Origin of the sequence: Risungbinella massiliensis (assembly GCF_000942395.1) — a bacterium.
In the GTDB taxonomy this organism is placed as follows: Bacteria; Bacillota; Bacilli; order Thermoactinomycetales; family Thermoactinomycetaceae; genus Risungbinella; species Risungbinella massiliensis.
The window spans coordinates 822,015-837,561 of record NZ_LN812103.1; the positions used below are offsets into that span (position 1 = coordinate 822,015).

The window sequence follows — 15,547 nt, forward strand, 5'->3', positions numbered from 1 at the left end:
ACATAGACAAAGCCCAGCTAGATGGGGGGAGTATGGATGAAAATAACGGATTTACAGACCAAAGATGTGATCAATATTGCAGATGGACGAAAACTAGGGCAGATCCATGACTTAGATATTGACATGAGTAAAGGTGTGATTCGAGCCATCGTCATTCCAAGTGAAACAAGATTGTTTGGTTGGGTTTCTGGAGGCGAAGAATTTACCATTCCTTGGCGTCAAATCGTGAAAATTGGGTCTGATGTGATTTTGGTTCGTCTGGATTCGAAAACAGCAATATCGTATTCTCGATCTACCAATATGTATGAGGAAGAAGATCGATAGACGTTTCTATAATAGACCGTTTTAATTCAAAAAAAGACGGTCTTTTTTTGTGCCTTTTTTGGGAGAGATCGATCTGTATGTTAAAATAAGAGAATAGTAAAGTTAAGATTACATAAGTGTGCAATCCACTATTTGTGAAGCAAAATGGTAGTAAGACCACCATGTTTGCTTACCATAAGTTTTCATAGCTCACTCGAAGGAGGACAGAAAAAATGGAGCCATTTCAGTATCAAATACTAGAAGGAATTCCTTTTTTTCGTTTAACCGCTTGGGAAAAGAAATATCCTCATCTAGTGGCAGGGTTTAGCGCCAGAGTGAAAGAAAGAGATAATTATCAACAAAATTATGCTTTGCATGTAGGAGAGAATCCAGAGCAGGTATTAGATAATCGACAAAAATTATCTGATGCCCTTGGAATGTCACTATCATCTTGGACTTGTGGAGAACAAGTTCATGGTGTCTCCATTCAAGAAGCAAAAGCTTCTGATAGAGGGAAAGGGAATCGCTCTCGTACTGATGCATTTGCTGATACGGATGGGCTTTTGACTGATCAGGAAAACCTTTTGTTGGCAGCCTACTATGCAGATTGTGTTCCATTATATTTTTATAGTCCAGATCTAGAAGTGGTGGCAGTGGCACATGCTGGTTGGAAGGGAACTGTTGGCAAGATTGGGCCCAATATGATCGAAGAATTGGTTCGACGTGGTGCAAATCGGGAACAGATAGAAGTGGCGATCGGTCCTTCGATCGGATCTTGCTGCTATGAGGTGGATGAGAATGTAATAAATCCACTGAGAGAAGCCCTTAGCAAAGATCCATCTGAAGAGATTGCTAAACCTACAGATAAGAGTCACTGGAGACTGGATCTTAAGCTAGCCAATCGTGAGCTGTTTCGACTAGCAGAGATCCCCGATCGTAATATTTTGGTTACATCATACTGTACAAGCTGTGAAGATTCCTTTTTTTACTCCCATCGGAGAGATCATGGAGATACAGGACGAATGGTTGCACTGATTGGAAAGAGGAATAAGTCATGAAAACTGTTAGACAAAACTATGAACAAGTCCAGACCAAAATCCGACAAGCCTGTGCTCGAGCAGGTCGAAATCCTCAAGAAGTACAAGTAGTGGCGGTTACCAAATACGTCGATTTGGAAACTACCAAAGAAACCTTAGATGCTGGGATCCTTCATATTGGGGAGAGCAAAGTTCAAGATGGGATCCCAAAATGGAAGGAACTAGGTGATCGTGGCACGTGGCATTTTATTGGTCACTTACAACGAAAAAAAAGTAAAGACGTAGTAGGACGATTTCGTTATCTCCATTCTCTAGATCGCCTCTCGCTTGCAGATGAGTTAGAGCGACGTCTAGAAGTGATAGGAGACGAACTAAATGTATTTATCCAAGTAAATATCTCAGGGGAAGAGACAAAATACGGAATTTCTCCAAAAGAATTAGAAGATTTTGTGCAAGCGATGTCGAAGTATAAATTTATAAAGCCGATCGGTTTAATGACGATGGCTCCTCATACCGAAAATCAGTCCCTGATTAGGGAGATTTTCCAAGAATTAAAATATCGTCAAGTCCAAATACAAAATACGGTTCTACCAACACTCTCGGAACTCTCCATGGGAATGTCTCAAGATTATGAGATTGCTGTGGAAGAGGGCGCGACCTTTGTCCGACTTGGTTCCACCTTGACGGGAGGGAGACCGTGAGTAGGTGGGAAAAGAGGAGGAACGAGAAGTGACTATCAAAGATCGCTTCTTACATTTTTTAGGAATGAATGATGATGAAGAATATTACGAAGAGATCGTTGAACAACAGCCAGAGGCAGCAACCGCTTCACCACAATCTACAAAAGGGAAGAGTAATATCGTGTCTATCCACACTCAAAAAAATATTCGACTCGTCTTAATAGAGCCCCGTACTTTTGAGGAAGTGAATGAGATCAGTGATCATCTAAAAAGTCATCGACCTATTGTAGTCAATCTACATCGTTTGCGTCGTGATCATGCACAACGAATCATTGATTTTCTGAGCGGAACCGTATATGCTCTTGGGGGACATGTTCAAAAGCTCGGTCCGCATATATTTATCTTTACTCCTGCAAATGTAGACGTTCAAGGAAGTATTACGGAGATTCTACAAGACGACTCTTTTCAATAAGCAATAGAATTCGGGGTGACTCGTAGCACATGACAGTCGTTACCATATCGAATGCGATCGTATGGATTTTTGAAATCTATCGATATGCATTGATCTTTTACTTTATCTTGTCTTTTTTCCCACAAGCCGGACAGGTTCCGCTTACACGATATCTTGCGATGGTTACAGAACCATACCTTGCTATATTTCGTCGCTTTATTCCGCCGATTGGTATTTTGGATCTCTCTGCGCTTGTTGGATATATTGCAACATATTTCGTTCAGAGTGGTGTCATTTCGGTTGTAGTATGGATTTATGAATTAATAGGGAAGGTTTCGTGATGAAGAACCGTTCCCTTTTTGTGCATTTTGCTAAGGAAGAGCATGCTTTTGTAGAAAGAGCGTTTGATTGGGTGCGCAAAGCTCTGGCTCATGATATTGTAACAACTCCGTTTCTTGACCCCCGGGAGCGAGACATCTTAGAATCATTAGTGAACCGCGAACAAGATCTGCTTGTTCAGTCTCAGGGAGGAGCACCACATGCAGAAAGGCAACGCGTAGTCCTTGCTCCAGATTATGTCGTGGATATTCCGTTGGAAAAGTTTGGTTTGACTTTCTTTCGGGTTTTGACAGAGAGGGAAACGGAGCTCAAACATCCTGATGTACTTGGAGCATTGCTTGGACTAGGGATCCGTCGTGATAAATTGGGAGATATTTATTCAACCAAAGAGGGTGCGGATCTGGTCGTAGCTAGTGAATTAAAAGGGTTCTTTCTCACCGAACTTCAACAGATCGGAAGAGAACGGATTCGCATCGAAGAAATAGAGATGGATGAGTTATCCAAGCAACTAGAAGAGACCGAGGAAAAGTCCGTGACCGTTTCTTCGCTGCGGATCGATGTCGTCTTAAGTGCTGCTCATCGTTTGTCTCGTACTCTTTCGACAAGTATGGTCAAAAGTGGCAAGGCTAAGCTCAACTGGCGTATAGTAGAAGATCCCAGTACATTAGTAAATGAGGGAGACATGCTATCTTTACGACAATATGGCAGGATCAGAATAAGTGCCATAGAAGGTACTACTAAAAAAGGTCGAGTGATTCTCAAAATATCCTCCTTTAACTAAAAATTTCCATCTAATTTTGGAGATTCGTGTAGAAAGAGCAAAGGATATCTGTTAATATTGTCGAATAGAAGAGGCATGTAATTTTTATGGAGGTGCGTTCATGTTATCGCCTTACGATATACACAATAAGGAATTTAAGCGTTCATTCCGCGGATACGACGTTGACGAAGTGAACGATTTTTTAGACCAGATTATTAAAGATTTTGAGTTATTGACTCGTGAAAAATTAGAATTGGAAGCAGAAAATGAGCAGCTGCAAGCTGAATTAGAACGGGTAATGGAAAATGATTCGATGTTTGCAACTGGTCCACAAGCTGCTCCAGAGCATTCTGCTCCACACGGACATTATCAAGAATCACCACAGCTACAACCACAAATGCCGCCACAAATGCCACAACAAATGCAACAAACGATGCAACAACAAACGATGCAACAATCTACCGCAGCACTTGCTTCGATGGAACAAAGCATTCACAAATCGATTCGTGTGGCACAAGAAGTGGCAGAAGAAGTACGTCTGAACGCTAAGAAAGAAGCTGAATTGATCGTTCAAGAAGCCGAGAAAAATGCAGACCGAATTATTAACGAGGCTCTACAAAAAGCTCGTGCAATCCATAGTGAGCTTCTCGACCTCAAACAAAAAGCAACCATCTATCGTGCACGTTTCCGTAACTTGGTTCAATCTCATTTGGATATCTTGGAAAACTCCGACTGGGAGTCTTTGGAAGAGATTGAAGGAGATTTAGAAGAGCATGGTAAGCAGTTAGAGCATCATGCAGAGCCAATCGATACAACAAACCCAGATCTGATGATGGATCATCTTCATCATACTCTTCCGATGGACGAGCCTAGTTTTGGTGTTTCAGAGGACACCGACTTTGGCTTCAACATCAACACGATGGAAGAAGTGGCACCAACATTCCTCGACGAATCACATGAAGAGGAGCGACCTCGTGAACTGCGTCGTACGAGTCGCAAGCTGAAGAAAAAAGCAATGTTCTAATTTAGATAAATAAGCAAAACGTTCTTTTGGACAAAATCTAAAAGAACGTTCTTTTTTTGATCATGATGTTAACATTCCTCAAAAAAACGTATATAATATTACTACTTGAAAAATACATCAAATAAGAGCATGGAAAGGGAAGAGTAAGAGACGTACTTCTTGCATAGCGAGTTAGGGAGAGTGGGAGCCTAACCAAGAAACGTTTTTGAAAATCGCCCTGGAGCTGTTACCTGAAATGGTGAGTAAGGTTAACCGTGTTATTCACGTTACGAATGAAAACAAGTGGTAAGGAATTTTATCATTCCTTACTATTAGGGTGGTACCACGAGAGTCCCTCGTCCCTAGCGGATGAGCGGGCTCTTTTTTGTTTCATTCAAGCGAGTCTCCTATAAAGCTCGATGAATTCAAAAACTTAGGTTTGGATCCATTATCCGTGAGAACCCGATTGGTTAACTAACATGAAGTGGTGGATGAAAGAAAATATCCACTAAAATGAAGTTCACTTTATTGTTTGGATACAAAAGGAGGAGAAAGAGATGGCGGATTACAGTAAAACACTCCATCTACCAAAAACAGATTTCCCTATGCGAGGAAATCTCCCGAATCGAGAACCAGAGATGCAGAACTGGTGGAAGGAAATTAATTTGTATCAACAATTGCGGGAAAATCGTTCTGGAAAACCAAAATTTATTCTGCATGATGGACCACCTTATGCCAATGGTGACATTCATATTGGACATGCGCTCAACAAAACATTAAAAGATTTCATCACTCGTTACAAATCAGCAAAAGGTTATGACGCGCCTTATGTGCCAGGTTGGGATACTCATGGTCTTCCGATTGAGCATGCGATTGTGACCAAGAAAAAGATCGATCGTAATTCGGTAAGCCCTGTTGAATTCCGTGAGCTTTGTAGTGAGTATGCTTGGTCTTTTGTGAACAAGCAGTCAGAACAATTCCAACGGATCGGGATTTTGGGAGATTGGGAAAATCCTTACGTGACCCTAAGACCTGAATATGAGGCGAGACAAGTTCGCGTATTTGGCGAAATGGTGGCAAAAGGTCATATTTATCGGGGGATGAAGACGATCTATTGGTCCCCTACTTCGGAAACTGCTTTAGCAGAAGCAGAGATCGAATATCAAGATAAACGTTCTGCTTCTATTTATGTAGCTTTCCCAGTAAAAGATGGCAAGGGAGTATTGCCGGTAGAGAACACCCATGTAGTGATCTGGACTACCACTCCATGGACTATTCCAGCTAACTTAGGGATCGCACTTAATGCAGAATTTGAATATAGTCTTGTCCGTGCAGGAGACAAACAGTATCTTCTTGCTAAAGAACTCGTTGCACAAGTGATGCAAAAAGCAGAGATCGAAGAGTACGAAGAAGTAGCAGTCTTCCGTGGACAAGATCTAGAAGGAGTAATTTGTCAACACCCTCTATATGATCGAGAAAGCCCACTTCTTTTAGGTGAGCATGTCACCCTAGATGCTGGTACAGGCTGTGTTCATACGGCTCCTGGTCATGGGGAAGATGATTTTTGGTTAGGTCAAAAATATGGTTTAGACGTACTCTGCCCAGTCGATGAAAAAGGAGTTTTAACCAAACAAGCTCCTGGTTTTGAAGGTCTGTTCTATGACAAAGCGAACAAGCCGATCACTGAAAAATTAGCCGAAAAAGGCTTACTTCTCAAAATGGAATTTATCACTCACCAATATCCACATGATTGGCGTACCAAAAAACCAGTTATCTTCCGTGCTACCGAGCAATGGTTTGCTTCGATCGATGGATTCCGCCAAGACATGCTCAAAGCAATTGAAGGAGTGAAATGGACTCCAACATGGGGCGAAGTTCGTCTGTCTAATATGATTCGTGATCGTGGAGACTGGTGTATTTCTCGACAACGTATCTGGGGTGTTCCGTTACCAATTTTCTATTGTCGTGATTGTGGAGAACCTCATATCAATGAGGAGACAGTAGATTTTATTGCCAATCTCTTTGCAGCAGAAGGGTCAAATGCTTGGTATGCCAAAGAGACCAAAGAATTGATGCCAGTTAACCAATCTTGTGGTCAATGTGGAGGAACTGATTTCCGTAAAGAGACTGATACGATGGATGTTTGGTTTGACTCTGGTAGTAGCCAAGCAGCAGTATTACAACAACGTCCAGAACTACAATGGCCAGCTGATATTTATTTAGAGGGTTCAGACCAGTATCGCGGCTGGTTTAACTCATCGCTATCCACCTCAGTTGCGACCACAGGTCAAGCACCATACAAACAAGTATTGAGTCATGGCTTTACCTTAGATGGCGAAGGACGTAAAATGTCCAAGTCACTTGGTAATGTAGTGGTACCAGAGAAAGTGATGAAACAATATGGTGCAGATATCTTGCGTCTGTGGGTATCTTCTGTCGATTATCAAGCGGATATGCGTCTATCTGATAATATTCTTAAGCAGATTGCAGAGGCGTACCGCAAAATGCGTAATACGTTCCGTTTCTTGTTAGGGAACTTGGAAGGATTTGACCCAGAAACACATCGTGTGGAGACAAACCAATTGACTGATCTAGATCGTTTTGCTGCGATTCAGCTACAACGTCTGGTTCAAAAAGTGACCAAAGCATATGATCACTATGAGTTCAACCAAGTCTATCATTTGCTCCATACTTATTGTACGGTTTTCTTAAGCCAGTTCTATCTGGATGTATTAAAAGACCGTCTATATGTAGAGGCAAGTCATTCACATGTTCGCCGATCCGCCCAAACAGTGCTCTATGATACCTTGGTTGCCCTTGTCAAAATGGTAGGTCCGATCATGCCACATACGGCAGAAGAAGTTTGGAAGCATACTCCAGGAGTTGCAGAGATGAGCGTCCATATGGCATTGTTCCCAGAGGTAGAGGAAAGTGTTCTCGATGATAAACTGGAACAAACTTGGAATGAGCTGTTAGAAGTACGCGATGTCGTGCTAAAATCGCTAGAAGAGGCTCGTGCTAGCAAACTGATTGGGAACTCACTCGGTGCGAAGCTCATGTTAACTCCAAATGAGAAGACAGCAGCATTACTTCAGCAAGTGGATTCATTGGAACAATTCTTTATCGTTTCGCAAGTGGAGGTCCAAGCTGCTTCCAGCGATGTTTCCGCAGAGCAAAAATTACTGGTAGAAGTCTCACCAGCTGAAGGGGAAAAATGCGAACGTTGCTGGAATATCCTTCCGACAGTTGGGGAAAGCGACAAGCATCCAACCCTTTGCAACCGTTGCGTAGAGGTAGTGGAGAAAGATTATCCAGAGTTTGAAGTAGTTGAACAAGATTAAATAATGAGAGGCAGCCTGATGAGATGGCTGCCTCTTTTTTATGTTACTTACAAATCTGTTATATAATAATCCCCTTATGATCGGGGAAATGGGAGCGATAAGATGGATAAAGTTCCGATAATGTTTTGGTATGAGTTGTAGGAAAGATTATTTTTTGCGTTTGCCAGATATCAAGTTTTTTGGATTGGTATATCGAGATAAGGATACCCAGAAAAGGTACATTTCCCAGTATGCTTCTGAAGAATGATCATGCTCGATAAAGTCAAACGATATCTTCTTATACATGTTTTGTAGATCGAGTGGTATTTCTTCTTCTTGTGGATTACGAAGAAAAATTCGAATTGATTCGTAAACGGAGCTATCTGAATTATAACGCTCGCTAATATACTAAGTAGTTAATAGCCAAACATGTGAAAAGATCCGGATAAGTTTTCAAGAGACTTTGCGGATCTTTTCACGAATTTATCTTGTAGTGTTTTTTACCATCCGTCTTACATTAAGTCAGCGTCTGGTGTAGTGATAGAATTCGGTTTAAACGTATTGCAGTCTGTTTCATGAGAATCTCTAGCTCTACTTCCGCGATGGCTTACCACAAAGATTTCATCAGCTTGGCAAAGGTTTCCTTTACCCCAATAAGTGCAGTTGTTGACTTCACAAAGTACTCGTCTTGGCATGCAAAATTCCCCCTTTCGTTTTGCTTATGGTGCTCAAGAAATAAGTTCTACAGTCAATTGTTTGCATAACTTTTTCTTCCAATAGAAAACTCAATAAGCAGAAGCGAAACAGGAAAAGATAACAAGAGCATGAAAACGGGAGGAAAAATAATGGAACCAACGCAACTAGGCAAGCTACGTGAAAAACTGATTCAAGAAAAAGAAAATGTATTGAACCATGAAACTCAAAATGAAAATTATGGTCTTGATAATTCGATGAGAGACTCCATTGGAGAGCTGTCTACTAATGACAATCATCCAGCTGATATCGGTTCGGAGCTTTTTGAACGAGGAAAGGATTTGGCGCTTCAAGATGCGGAAGAACATCATTTACATGATGTGGTAAACGCGTTGGAGAGAATGAATGAGGGAACTTATGGTGTGTGTGTCGTATGTAAGAATGAGATTCCATACGAACGCCTAGAAGCAGTCCCCTGGACACGCTATTGTAAAGAGCACACACCAGAGCAACATTCCTCCGAACGTCGTCCAGTTGAAGAAGCAGCATTGCGTAGCTATACTCATAGCTTTCGAAACGATAATGATTATATCGGTTATGATGGGGAAGATGCATGGCAAGAGGTAGAACGTTATGGAACCTCCAATCCTCCAGATTTTTTCCGTGAGGGGGAAGACTACAACGAGCTTTGGATCAACAGTGATGAGCAGGATAGCTATGTTGATCTGACTGAAGGATTTGCCATTGTCGATATTTCTGGAAGACCAGAAGTGTATCCAGAGATAGCCCATAACGAGGCTTATCGTAAAAAGGCATTAGAGGAATACGAAGGGTCCACTGGTGATGATTTAGAGGGATAAAATAAAGGAGATACCGTCCGATTGGATGGTATCTCTTTGCTGGTGGTTACTGTTGTGTTTGGTTTTGAGATTTGATATTGATTTTTTGGCATTTAATACAATATGTGTTGGCTAAAACGAAGAGGAATAACAATATTGTGAATGTGCCCACTTGTGCTGGAATATTTGTTGCTTCGATCGGTAGAAAAACCAATACAAGATTTGTAAAGACATATGATGCAAATAAAATTACTAAAAGTAGGCTATGTAACAAGAGGGATAATCCTTTTATTACTCGTTTTGCTGTAACTTGTGTGATGATAGTTGATCCCATAGTGAGAAGAAGTATGACCCAAAAGCAATGTTCGTAAAATGAGACATCTTCTGGATTTAATCCCGGAAGGAATATGTCCCTTTTTTGCTTAAGATACTCCTCTGCTATGACTGCTCCTGCTAATACTACTCCTAAAATTCCTACTACTTTTGACTTCATTTTAACTACCTCCTAAGATTTAATAAATAATCATAGGAGGTAAGCCAACAATTGCTAGATATTTACCAGCAAATCTGTTTAGATGGCCTACCTCCTATGAGATCAACACACTAGTTCTTAGTAAGCTGATCTCATAGGAGGTAAAACCAACAAACAAATACATCATACCATGAATTGCAACTGACTTCGTAATCAATTATGACATTTATTAAAATTGGAAATAAGATCTCCGCTTTTAGTCCTTTCCTTGCCCCAACGCAACCCCAATGCTAAAATCAGTAAAGACTAATAGCGCGGGAGGAAGACCGAGTGTATTATATTTTATTGGTTCTAGCGATTATTGGGATAGACCAGTATTCCAAGCATTTAGTAGTGACAAAAATGTCCCTTTATGAATCAATCCCTGTGATACAGGACTTTTTTTATCTCACTTCTCATCGTAATCGAGGAGCAGCATTTGGAATTTTACCAAATCAACAGTGGCTATTTATTACCGTTACGATCGGAGTAGTATTATTTTTGATTTACTATATGAGAGCAAATTACCGTCAGGAGCCGGGAGCGGTTTGGGCTTTTTCTCTAATCTTGGGTGGGGCGATTGGGAATTTAATAGATCGTATTCGAACAGGAGAAGTAGTAGATTTCTTCCATTTTATTTTTGGTGACTTTTCCTTTGCCATTTTCAATGTGGCAGATGCAGCTATCTCTGTAGGAGTAGCATTCTTGATTTTGCTTACATTATTTAGTAAAGAAAGAAACGAGAGTGTAAACCCAGCAATACAATCGGAGGAATCTTGATGGAATCGGTAGAACAACTTACATTTGGAATAGAAGAAAATCAAGCAGGTGAGCGTCTTGACAAGGCGGTCACTTCTTTTGATGAAGAATGGTCTCGAGTGCGAGTGCAAGAGTGGATAGCGGAGGGACGAGTCACGGTAGACGGCATAGTCAAAAAGGCTAACTATCGACTGCGTGGTGGAGAGCAAATTATTGTTCAGATTCCACCAATTGAAGAATTGAACATGACGCCTGAACCGATGAATCTTGATATTGCCTATGAAGATGAAGAAGTGATCGTGGTGAACAAACCACGGGGGATGGTGGTTCATCCTGGTCCAGGCAATACAGAGAATACACTAGTTCATGGTTTGTTGCATCACTGTAGAGGACAGTTGTCTGGTATTGGCGGCGTAGCCCGACCTGGTATCGTGCATCGAATTGATAAAGATACATCCGGGCTTTTGATGGTGGCCAAGACGGATCGGGCACACCAGTCGCTAGTTCAGCAGTTAAAAGATCATTCCGTCACCAGACGTTATATTGCTGTAGTCAATGGGATTATCCCACATGAGAAGGGGACAATTGATGCTCCAATTGGTCGTGATCCGAAAAATAGACAGCGGATGGCTGTAGTGGAACGAAACGGGAAAGAGGCAATTACTCACTTTTTAATTCAGGAACGTTTTCAACAGCACACATTGATCGAATGTCAATTGGAGACAGGAAGAACACACCAGATTCGAGTGCACATGAAATATATTGGACATCCATTGTTAGGGGATCCGGTTTATTCTTCTTCGCACAAGAAAAGCGGTTTCTCAATCAAAGGACAAGCTCTACACGCAGCAATAATTGGGTTTGACCATCCTGTGTCAGGTAAGAGAATAATGTTGGAAGCACCCATTCCGGAGGATATGGAGAAAGTGATACGTGGGATCCGAGCTAGCCAATAATTTGGCTAGCTTTTATTTATCTATTATAGCGGAGAATACTCCCACTTCTAAGCATAGCGAAAGTGGGAGATGAATCTGCGTCGGACGAGGAAGGGTTTCTATCCTCCCGCAAGTCCGACCTATTTTGGTGTTTTTCCCTTCATGAATTTCTTGACCTCCCGTCATTGACATTATTCTGAAGAGTTGTAAAATATTTTCTACTGCTTATAGGGAGGTGAATTCCAATGCATAAGGCCTTTCAGTTTCGGATCTACCCTACTAAGGAACAAGTACGATTGATAAATCAATCGATCGGTTGTAGTCGCTTTGTTTTTAACTATTTCTTAGCCAAATGGCAAGAAGCCTATCGGGAAACGAAGAAAGGACTCACCTATCCTACTTGTTCTCGTTTGTTAACACAACTCAAAAAAGAAAGGGAATGGTTACGAGAAGTAGATTCCACTTCTCTCCAAAACTCCTTAAAGAATTTAGCAGATGCTTTTCGTCGTTTTTTCCAAAAACAAAATGACCGACCACGATGGAAAAGCAAACGGAATCCAGTACAGTCTTATACCAGTCAATGTAATTATCCCAAGAAGAGCAATCCAAGTATTGAAGTGTTGGGGAACAAAGTCAAACTTCCAAGCTAGGCTGGGTAACGTTTGCCAAATCTCGAGAAGTAGAAGGGAAGATCCTTTCTGCTACCATTCGTAGAAACCCTACTGGCAAATACTTTGTTTCCATTCTTTGTGAGTTACACCAATGCCCTTACCATCCAGTAGATCCTGACCAAGCGATGGGGATTGATTTGGGACTGAAAGATTTTGCAGTTTGTTCCAACGGAACAAAAGATCCAGCTCCTCGGTATTTTCGACAATATGAACAGAAGCTAGCGAAAGCCCAAAGAACCATGTCGAGACGTACTAAAGGGGGTTCTAACTGGAACAGAGCACGAATCCGAGTCGCCAAAATCCATGAAAAGATCGTGAATGCGAGACATGATTTTCTCCATCCACTTTCTACTAAGCTCATCCGTGAAAACCAAACGATTTGCTTGGAAGATCTACCAATTAAAAACATGGTGAAAAATCATTCCTTAGCCAAATCCATTACCGATGCTTCTTGGTCGGAGTTTGTTACCATGCTAACCTATAAGGCAAAGTGGTTCGGAAGAACCATCGTGAAAGTAGGTCAAACGTTTCCCTCTAGTCAGCTTTGTTCCTGCTGTGGCTATCAAAATAAAGAGGTGAAAAACCTAAATCTTCGAAGTTGGACATGCCCTGAGTGTCGGGTAGAACATGATCGAGACCTTCATGCTGCTCAGAATATAGTAAAAGAAGGTCTAAGACTTCTTGCCGTAGGAACTACGGTTTGAGCTTGGTGCATTTCCTATCGGTAGATGGGATTACCCAAGAATCCCTCACTTCTTAGCGTTAGCGTAGGTGGGAGAGCGTTCAATGGATAAACGAATAACAATGTGAAAAGAAGGAAATTCAGAGAAGTCACCACTAAACCGGCAGTTTTTCAAATCAGGTAAATTAGGATCAAAAGAGATTACTTCTCCCAACTTGGTATGCCTTTATCACTATATTTTTTCCACTTAAAAATTTTGTTGAGGTATTCAAATACTCGTTTGGATTCTTTGGTTAATAGGGGTCCTAGTATAGCTAGTATCAATACATATAAAGCAGCAAAAGGTTTTAAACTAGCCGACAAACCACCAGATATCCCTAAGTTCGCCATGATGATAGAAAATTCTCCTCTAGACACAATGGTTAGTCCAATATTAGAAGAGGCCTTATGGGATAACGCTGCTCTTCTTCCTGCGATCATGCCTGCCACAAAATTTCCAATAATGGTTAACACGACAGCTCCAAGCGCAAGCCAGACTGATTGACCCAATGAAAAGGGATCGATACTCAATCCAAAACTAAAGAAGAAAATTGCACCAAAGAAATCACGGAACGGAATAACAAGATGTTCAATTCGTTTACCCTGCTCTGTCTCGGAAAAAACCAATCCTAATAGCAAGGCTCCAATTGCTTCTGCTACATGGATTGTTTCGGAGAATCCTGCCACAAAGAACAGGGTAGCAAATACAACAAGGATAAAGATTTCGTCTGATGAGATATTGAGTAATCTATTGAAAAGCGGAGTAGCTTTTCGAGCTAGAACAAAGAACAATAGCATATAAATCAAAGCTATTCCCACAGATAGTAATGTTCCGCTTAGGGATGCCGTGCCGCCAAGTATTAACCCTGAAATTACGGATAGGTAAACAGCTAAAAATATATCTTCAAACATGATAATCCCTAGTATTAATTCTGTTTCAGGATTGGCTGTTCTTCGTAAATCGACTAATACTTTTGCTACGATAGCACTAGAGGAAATGGTAATCACTCCAGCGATAATCAGGATTTCAAGAATAGAAAAACCTGCTATGTATCCATATATTAAGCCAAGGCTAAAGTTAATCAGAATATAAATAGATCCTCCAATGGCAATGGAACGCCCGGATTTGATTAACTTACCGATGGAGAATTCTAAACCAAGATAAAATAGTAAAAACAATACTCCAATCCGCCCGAAGAATTCAATAATCTCAGAGCTCTCGACGAAGGTAAGATCAATAATGCCAAATTGAGGAGCATGAGGACCTACTGCCATTCCCAACAAAATTAAAAAGGGGATGATAGAAAATTTTAGTTTTCCTGCCAGTAGGGCAGCTATTGCAACTAGAATCAAAGCTGTACCGACTTCTAGAACCAAATGATTCATCATAAACCCATTAAGACCGCCTTCCAGTTAGCAATTCTTTGACCATATTTTTTACTTGTGTACGCACGCCGGACATAATAAGTGTGTCTCCTTCTTCTAGGCGGTTTTCGGGACCAGGGGTATGAATTTTTTGATGGTTTCGTTTTACAATGGCGATAATATTTACATCAAAAGATTGCCGAATATTTAGCTGTCCAATAGATTGATTGGCTGCTTTAGCACCTGACTCCACTTTGAACCATTCGATAACTAACTCATCAAAAGCTAGATCAAGGGTCTCTAAAGCTTTGGGCTTATAGGTCAAACCACCAATGATCGCGGCAATTTGTCTAGCTTCAGAATCGTCAAAGGATACATTGGCAGTACACTCTTCGAAATCTCCTTGATTGAAATAATAAATTTCTCTCCGCCCACTATCATGAATGACAATAACAACTTTATCGTTATTTCTTGTTATGATTTCAAACTTTTTTCCTACTCCAGGAAGTTCGCACTCTCGAATATTCATTATAATTCCTCCTCTAAATTCTTTTATTTTCGTGATGGATTAAGCGTAATTTTCAAAGGACAACATCTATTTCCGCTCTAATTTTTATCTTTGGAAATCCCAAGATATTGAAGAGTTTCAGATGAAGTGGAATGATAAAAGTGTTTTCAAGTAATGAAATAGCAACTCCTTATTTGTACATATAGGATTAGTTACAATTCTTTTTCTTTTAACTACTCTCTTTATATTGAATGGAAAAATGAAATAAGCTAACTTTGCTTATGTTTTTATAGCTTCTACATATTGCATATGTAACATTCCATTCGGGAGTTGTTTATCAAAAGATTTCATTTGGATTTGTTATAATGGTATCCAAAAAAATATTTCAAAACATCGGCTGACATTTTAAGGAATAGACCCCCTGCTTTTAAGCGGAAACTCTAAATCAAATAAAAAAATAAAATTACTATTTTCTTAGTGTTCCGAATGAACAGCTGATTTATGTTGGAATCTATTTATTTTACTAATTTTAGATTTTTGTTTTGGGTATTAAAACAACAATAATTTTAGTTAAATTTTCAGATCTATTAACGTAATTGTCAAAATTAACAGAATAATATAAAATGTGATTAGAATATCAAAAGGGGGGATG

16 protein-coding genes, 3 pseudogenes and 1 other annotated feature are annotated in these 15,547 nt (G+C 40.5%); of the genes and pseudogenes, 13 read left to right on the plus strand and 6 right to left on the minus strand.

From position 1 onward, the window contains the following. Positions 1-36: 36 nt before the first annotated feature. A complete protein-coding gene (locus VJ09_RS15325; protein ID WP_044642497.1) occupies positions 37-324 on the plus strand; it encodes a YlmC/YmxH family sporulation protein in 288 nt (95 codons plus the stop codon). Here VJ09_RS15325 and VJ09_RS19205 read toward each other — a convergent pair. After that, the gene (locus VJ09_RS19205; protein ID WP_147635530.1) at positions 293-487 is read right to left on the minus strand and encodes a DUF2663 family protein; all 195 of its coding nucleotides are present in this window, start codon (positions 485-487) and stop codon (positions 293-295) included. The genes VJ09_RS15325 and VJ09_RS19205 overlap by 32 nt on opposite strands. Before the next feature lie 49 nt (positions 488-536). Here VJ09_RS19205 and pgeF point away from each other — a divergent pair, with 49 nt between their 5' ends. The 8 genes and pseudogenes from pgeF (at position 537) to ileS (ending at position 7,914) form a co-directional block, all read left to right on the plus strand. Then, positions 537-1,361, plus strand: a complete 825-nt coding sequence (pgeF, locus tag VJ09_RS15330) for a peptidoglycan editing factor PgeF (RefSeq protein WP_044642498.1) — start codon at positions 537-539, stop codon at positions 1,359-1,361. Next, the gene (locus VJ09_RS15335; protein ID WP_044642499.1) at positions 1,358-2,041 is read left to right on the plus strand and encodes a YggS family pyridoxal phosphate-dependent enzyme; all 684 of its coding nucleotides are present in this window, start codon (positions 1,358-1,360) and stop codon (positions 2,039-2,041) included. The genes pgeF and VJ09_RS15335 overlap by 4 nt, the downstream gene beginning before the upstream one ends. A 28-nt stretch (positions 2,042-2,069) precedes the next feature. Continuing rightward, positions 2,070-2,492, plus strand: a complete 423-nt coding sequence (locus tag VJ09_RS15340) for a cell division protein SepF (protein ID WP_044642954.1) — start codon at positions 2,070-2,072, stop codon at positions 2,490-2,492. Positions 2,493-2,521: 29 nt separating this feature from the next. Then, entirely contained in the window at positions 2,522-2,812 is a 291-nt protein-coding gene (locus VJ09_RS15345; RefSeq protein WP_044642500.1) for a YggT family protein, read from the plus strand. Beyond that, positions 2,812-3,591: a YlmH family RNA-binding protein gene (locus VJ09_RS15350; protein WP_044642501.1), complete on the plus strand. Its 780-nt coding sequence runs from the start codon at positions 2,812-2,814 to the stop codon at positions 3,589-3,591. The genes VJ09_RS15345 and VJ09_RS15350 overlap by 1 nt, the downstream gene beginning before the upstream one ends. Before the next feature lie 100 nt (positions 3,592-3,691). Further along, positions 3,692-3,868 (plus strand): annotated as a pseudogene (locus tag VJ09_RS18895) (DivIVA domain-containing protein); the annotation flags it as partial. Between the two features lie 15 nt (positions 3,869-3,883). Next, positions 3,884-4,594 carry a DivIVA domain-containing protein gene (locus VJ09_RS18900; protein ID WP_407690001.1) on the plus strand — a complete coding sequence of 237 codons (711 nt, stop codon included), beginning with the start codon at positions 3,884-3,886 and terminating at the stop codon, positions 4,592-4,594. Between the two features lie 121 nt (positions 4,595-4,715). Continuing rightward, positions 4,716-4,940: a binding site (T-box leader), on the plus strand. Between the two features lie 190 nt (positions 4,941-5,130). Next, positions 5,131-7,914, plus strand: a complete 2,784-nt coding sequence (ileS, locus tag VJ09_RS15360) for an isoleucine--tRNA ligase (RefSeq protein WP_044642502.1) — start codon at positions 5,131-5,133, stop codon at positions 7,912-7,914. A 491-nt stretch (positions 7,915-8,405) separates the two neighbouring features. Here ileS and VJ09_RS15365 read toward each other — a convergent pair whose 3' ends face one another. Further along, positions 8,406-8,588, minus strand: a complete 183-nt coding sequence (locus tag VJ09_RS15365; RefSeq protein WP_044642503.1) for a DUF1540 domain-containing protein — start codon at positions 8,586-8,588, stop codon at positions 8,406-8,408. A gap of 150 nt (positions 8,589-8,738) precedes the next feature. Here VJ09_RS15365 and VJ09_RS15370 point away from each other — a divergent pair, with 150 nt between their 5' ends. Further along, positions 8,739-9,446 carry a TraR/DksA C4-type zinc finger protein gene (locus VJ09_RS15370; protein ID WP_044642504.1) on the plus strand — a complete coding sequence of 236 codons (708 nt, stop codon included), beginning with the start codon at positions 8,739-8,741 and terminating at the stop codon, positions 9,444-9,446. 46 nt (positions 9,447-9,492) lie between these two features. On the opposite strand, the gene VJ09_RS15375 is transcribed toward VJ09_RS15370, so the two are convergent. After that, a complete protein-coding gene (locus VJ09_RS15375) occupies positions 9,493-9,918 on the minus strand; it encodes a hypothetical protein (protein ID WP_044642505.1) in 426 nt (141 codons plus the stop codon). Between the two features lie 309 nt (positions 9,919-10,227). Between VJ09_RS15375 and lspA the strand changes: the two genes are divergently transcribed. From lspA to tnpB, 3 genes and pseudogenes are all read left to right on the plus strand, one after another. Beyond that, positions 10,228-10,716 carry a signal peptidase II gene (lspA, locus tag VJ09_RS15380; protein WP_044642506.1) on the plus strand — a complete coding sequence of 163 codons (489 nt, stop codon included), beginning with the start codon at positions 10,228-10,230 and terminating at the stop codon, positions 10,714-10,716. After that, positions 10,716-11,651, plus strand: coding sequence for an RluA family pseudouridine synthase (locus tag VJ09_RS15385; RefSeq protein WP_044642507.1), 936 nt, complete (start codon positions 10,716-10,718; stop codon positions 11,649-11,651). Before lspA ends, VJ09_RS15385 begins: the two co-directional genes overlap by 1 nt. A 224-nt stretch (positions 11,652-11,875) precedes the next feature. Further along, a pseudogene (gene tnpB, locus VJ09_RS15390) lies at positions 11,876-13,005 on the plus strand (IS200/IS605 family element RNA-guided endonuclease TnpB). A 179-nt stretch (positions 13,006-13,184) separates the two neighbouring features. On the opposite strand, the gene VJ09_RS15395 reads toward tnpB, so the two are convergent. The 3 genes and pseudogenes from VJ09_RS15395 to VJ09_RS18905 form a co-directional block, all read right to left on the minus strand. Further along, positions 13,185-14,408: a cation:proton antiporter gene (locus VJ09_RS15395; RefSeq protein WP_044642956.1), complete on the minus strand. Its 1,224-nt coding sequence runs from the start codon at positions 14,406-14,408 to the stop codon at positions 13,185-13,187. A 10-nt stretch (positions 14,409-14,418) separates the two neighbouring features. Next, positions 14,419-14,916, minus strand: a complete 498-nt coding sequence (locus VJ09_RS15400) for a cation:proton antiporter regulatory subunit (protein WP_044642508.1) — start codon at positions 14,914-14,916, stop codon at positions 14,419-14,421. Positions 14,917-14,993: 77 nt separating this feature from the next. Continuing rightward, positions 14,994-15,085: pseudogene (locus tag VJ09_RS18905) on the minus strand (site-specific integrase); the annotation flags it as partial. Positions 15,086-15,547: the final 462 nt, after the last annotated feature.

What these genes read in the sequence shown, in the direction of transcription:
- VJ09_RS15370 (WP_044642504.1), top strand. Translation starts at nt 8,739, where the DNA reads ATGGAACCAACGCAACTAGGCAAGCTACGTGAAAAACTGATTCAAGAA.
- VJ09_RS19205 (WP_147635530.1), bottom strand. Translation starts at nt 487, where the DNA reads ATGGTGGTCTTACTACCATTTTGCTTCACAAATAGTGGATTGCACACT.
- VJ09_RS15395 (WP_044642956.1), bottom strand. Translation starts at nt 14,408, where the DNA reads ATGAATCATTTGGTTCTAGAAGTCGGTACAGCTTTGATTCTAGTTGCA.
- VJ09_RS15375 (WP_044642505.1), bottom strand. Translation starts at nt 9,918, where the DNA reads ATGAAGTCAAAAGTAGTAGGAATTTTAGGAGTAGTATTAGCAGGAGCA.
- VJ09_RS18900 (WP_407690001.1), top strand. Translation starts at nt 3,884, where the DNA reads ATGTTTGCAACTGGTCCACAAGCTGCTCCAGAGCATTCTGCTCCACAC.
- VJ09_RS15325 (WP_044642497.1), top strand. Translation starts at nt 37, where the DNA reads ATGAAAATAACGGATTTACAGACCAAAGATGTGATCAATATTGCAGAT.
- VJ09_RS15345 (WP_044642500.1), top strand. Translation starts at nt 2,522, where the DNA reads ATGACAGTCGTTACCATATCGAATGCGATCGTATGGATTTTTGAAATC.
- pgeF (WP_044642498.1), top strand. Translation starts at nt 537, where the DNA reads ATGGAGCCATTTCAGTATCAAATACTAGAAGGAATTCCTTTTTTTCGT.
- VJ09_RS15350 (WP_044642501.1), top strand. Translation starts at nt 2,812, where the DNA reads ATGAAGAACCGTTCCCTTTTTGTGCATTTTGCTAAGGAAGAGCATGCT.
- VJ09_RS15365 (WP_044642503.1), bottom strand. Translation starts at nt 8,588, where the DNA reads ATGCCAAGACGAGTACTTTGTGAAGTCAACAACTGCACTTATTGGGGT.
- ileS (WP_044642502.1), top strand. Translation starts at nt 5,131, where the DNA reads ATGGCGGATTACAGTAAAACACTCCATCTACCAAAAACAGATTTCCCT.
- VJ09_RS15385 (WP_044642507.1), top strand. Translation starts at nt 10,716, where the DNA reads ATGGAATCGGTAGAACAACTTACATTTGGAATAGAAGAAAATCAAGCA.
- VJ09_RS15335 (WP_044642499.1), top strand. Translation starts at nt 1,358, where the DNA reads ATGAAAACTGTTAGACAAAACTATGAACAAGTCCAGACCAAAATCCGA.
- VJ09_RS15400 (WP_044642508.1), bottom strand. Translation starts at nt 14,916, where the DNA reads ATGAATATTCGAGAGTGCGAACTTCCTGGAGTAGGAAAAAAGTTTGAA.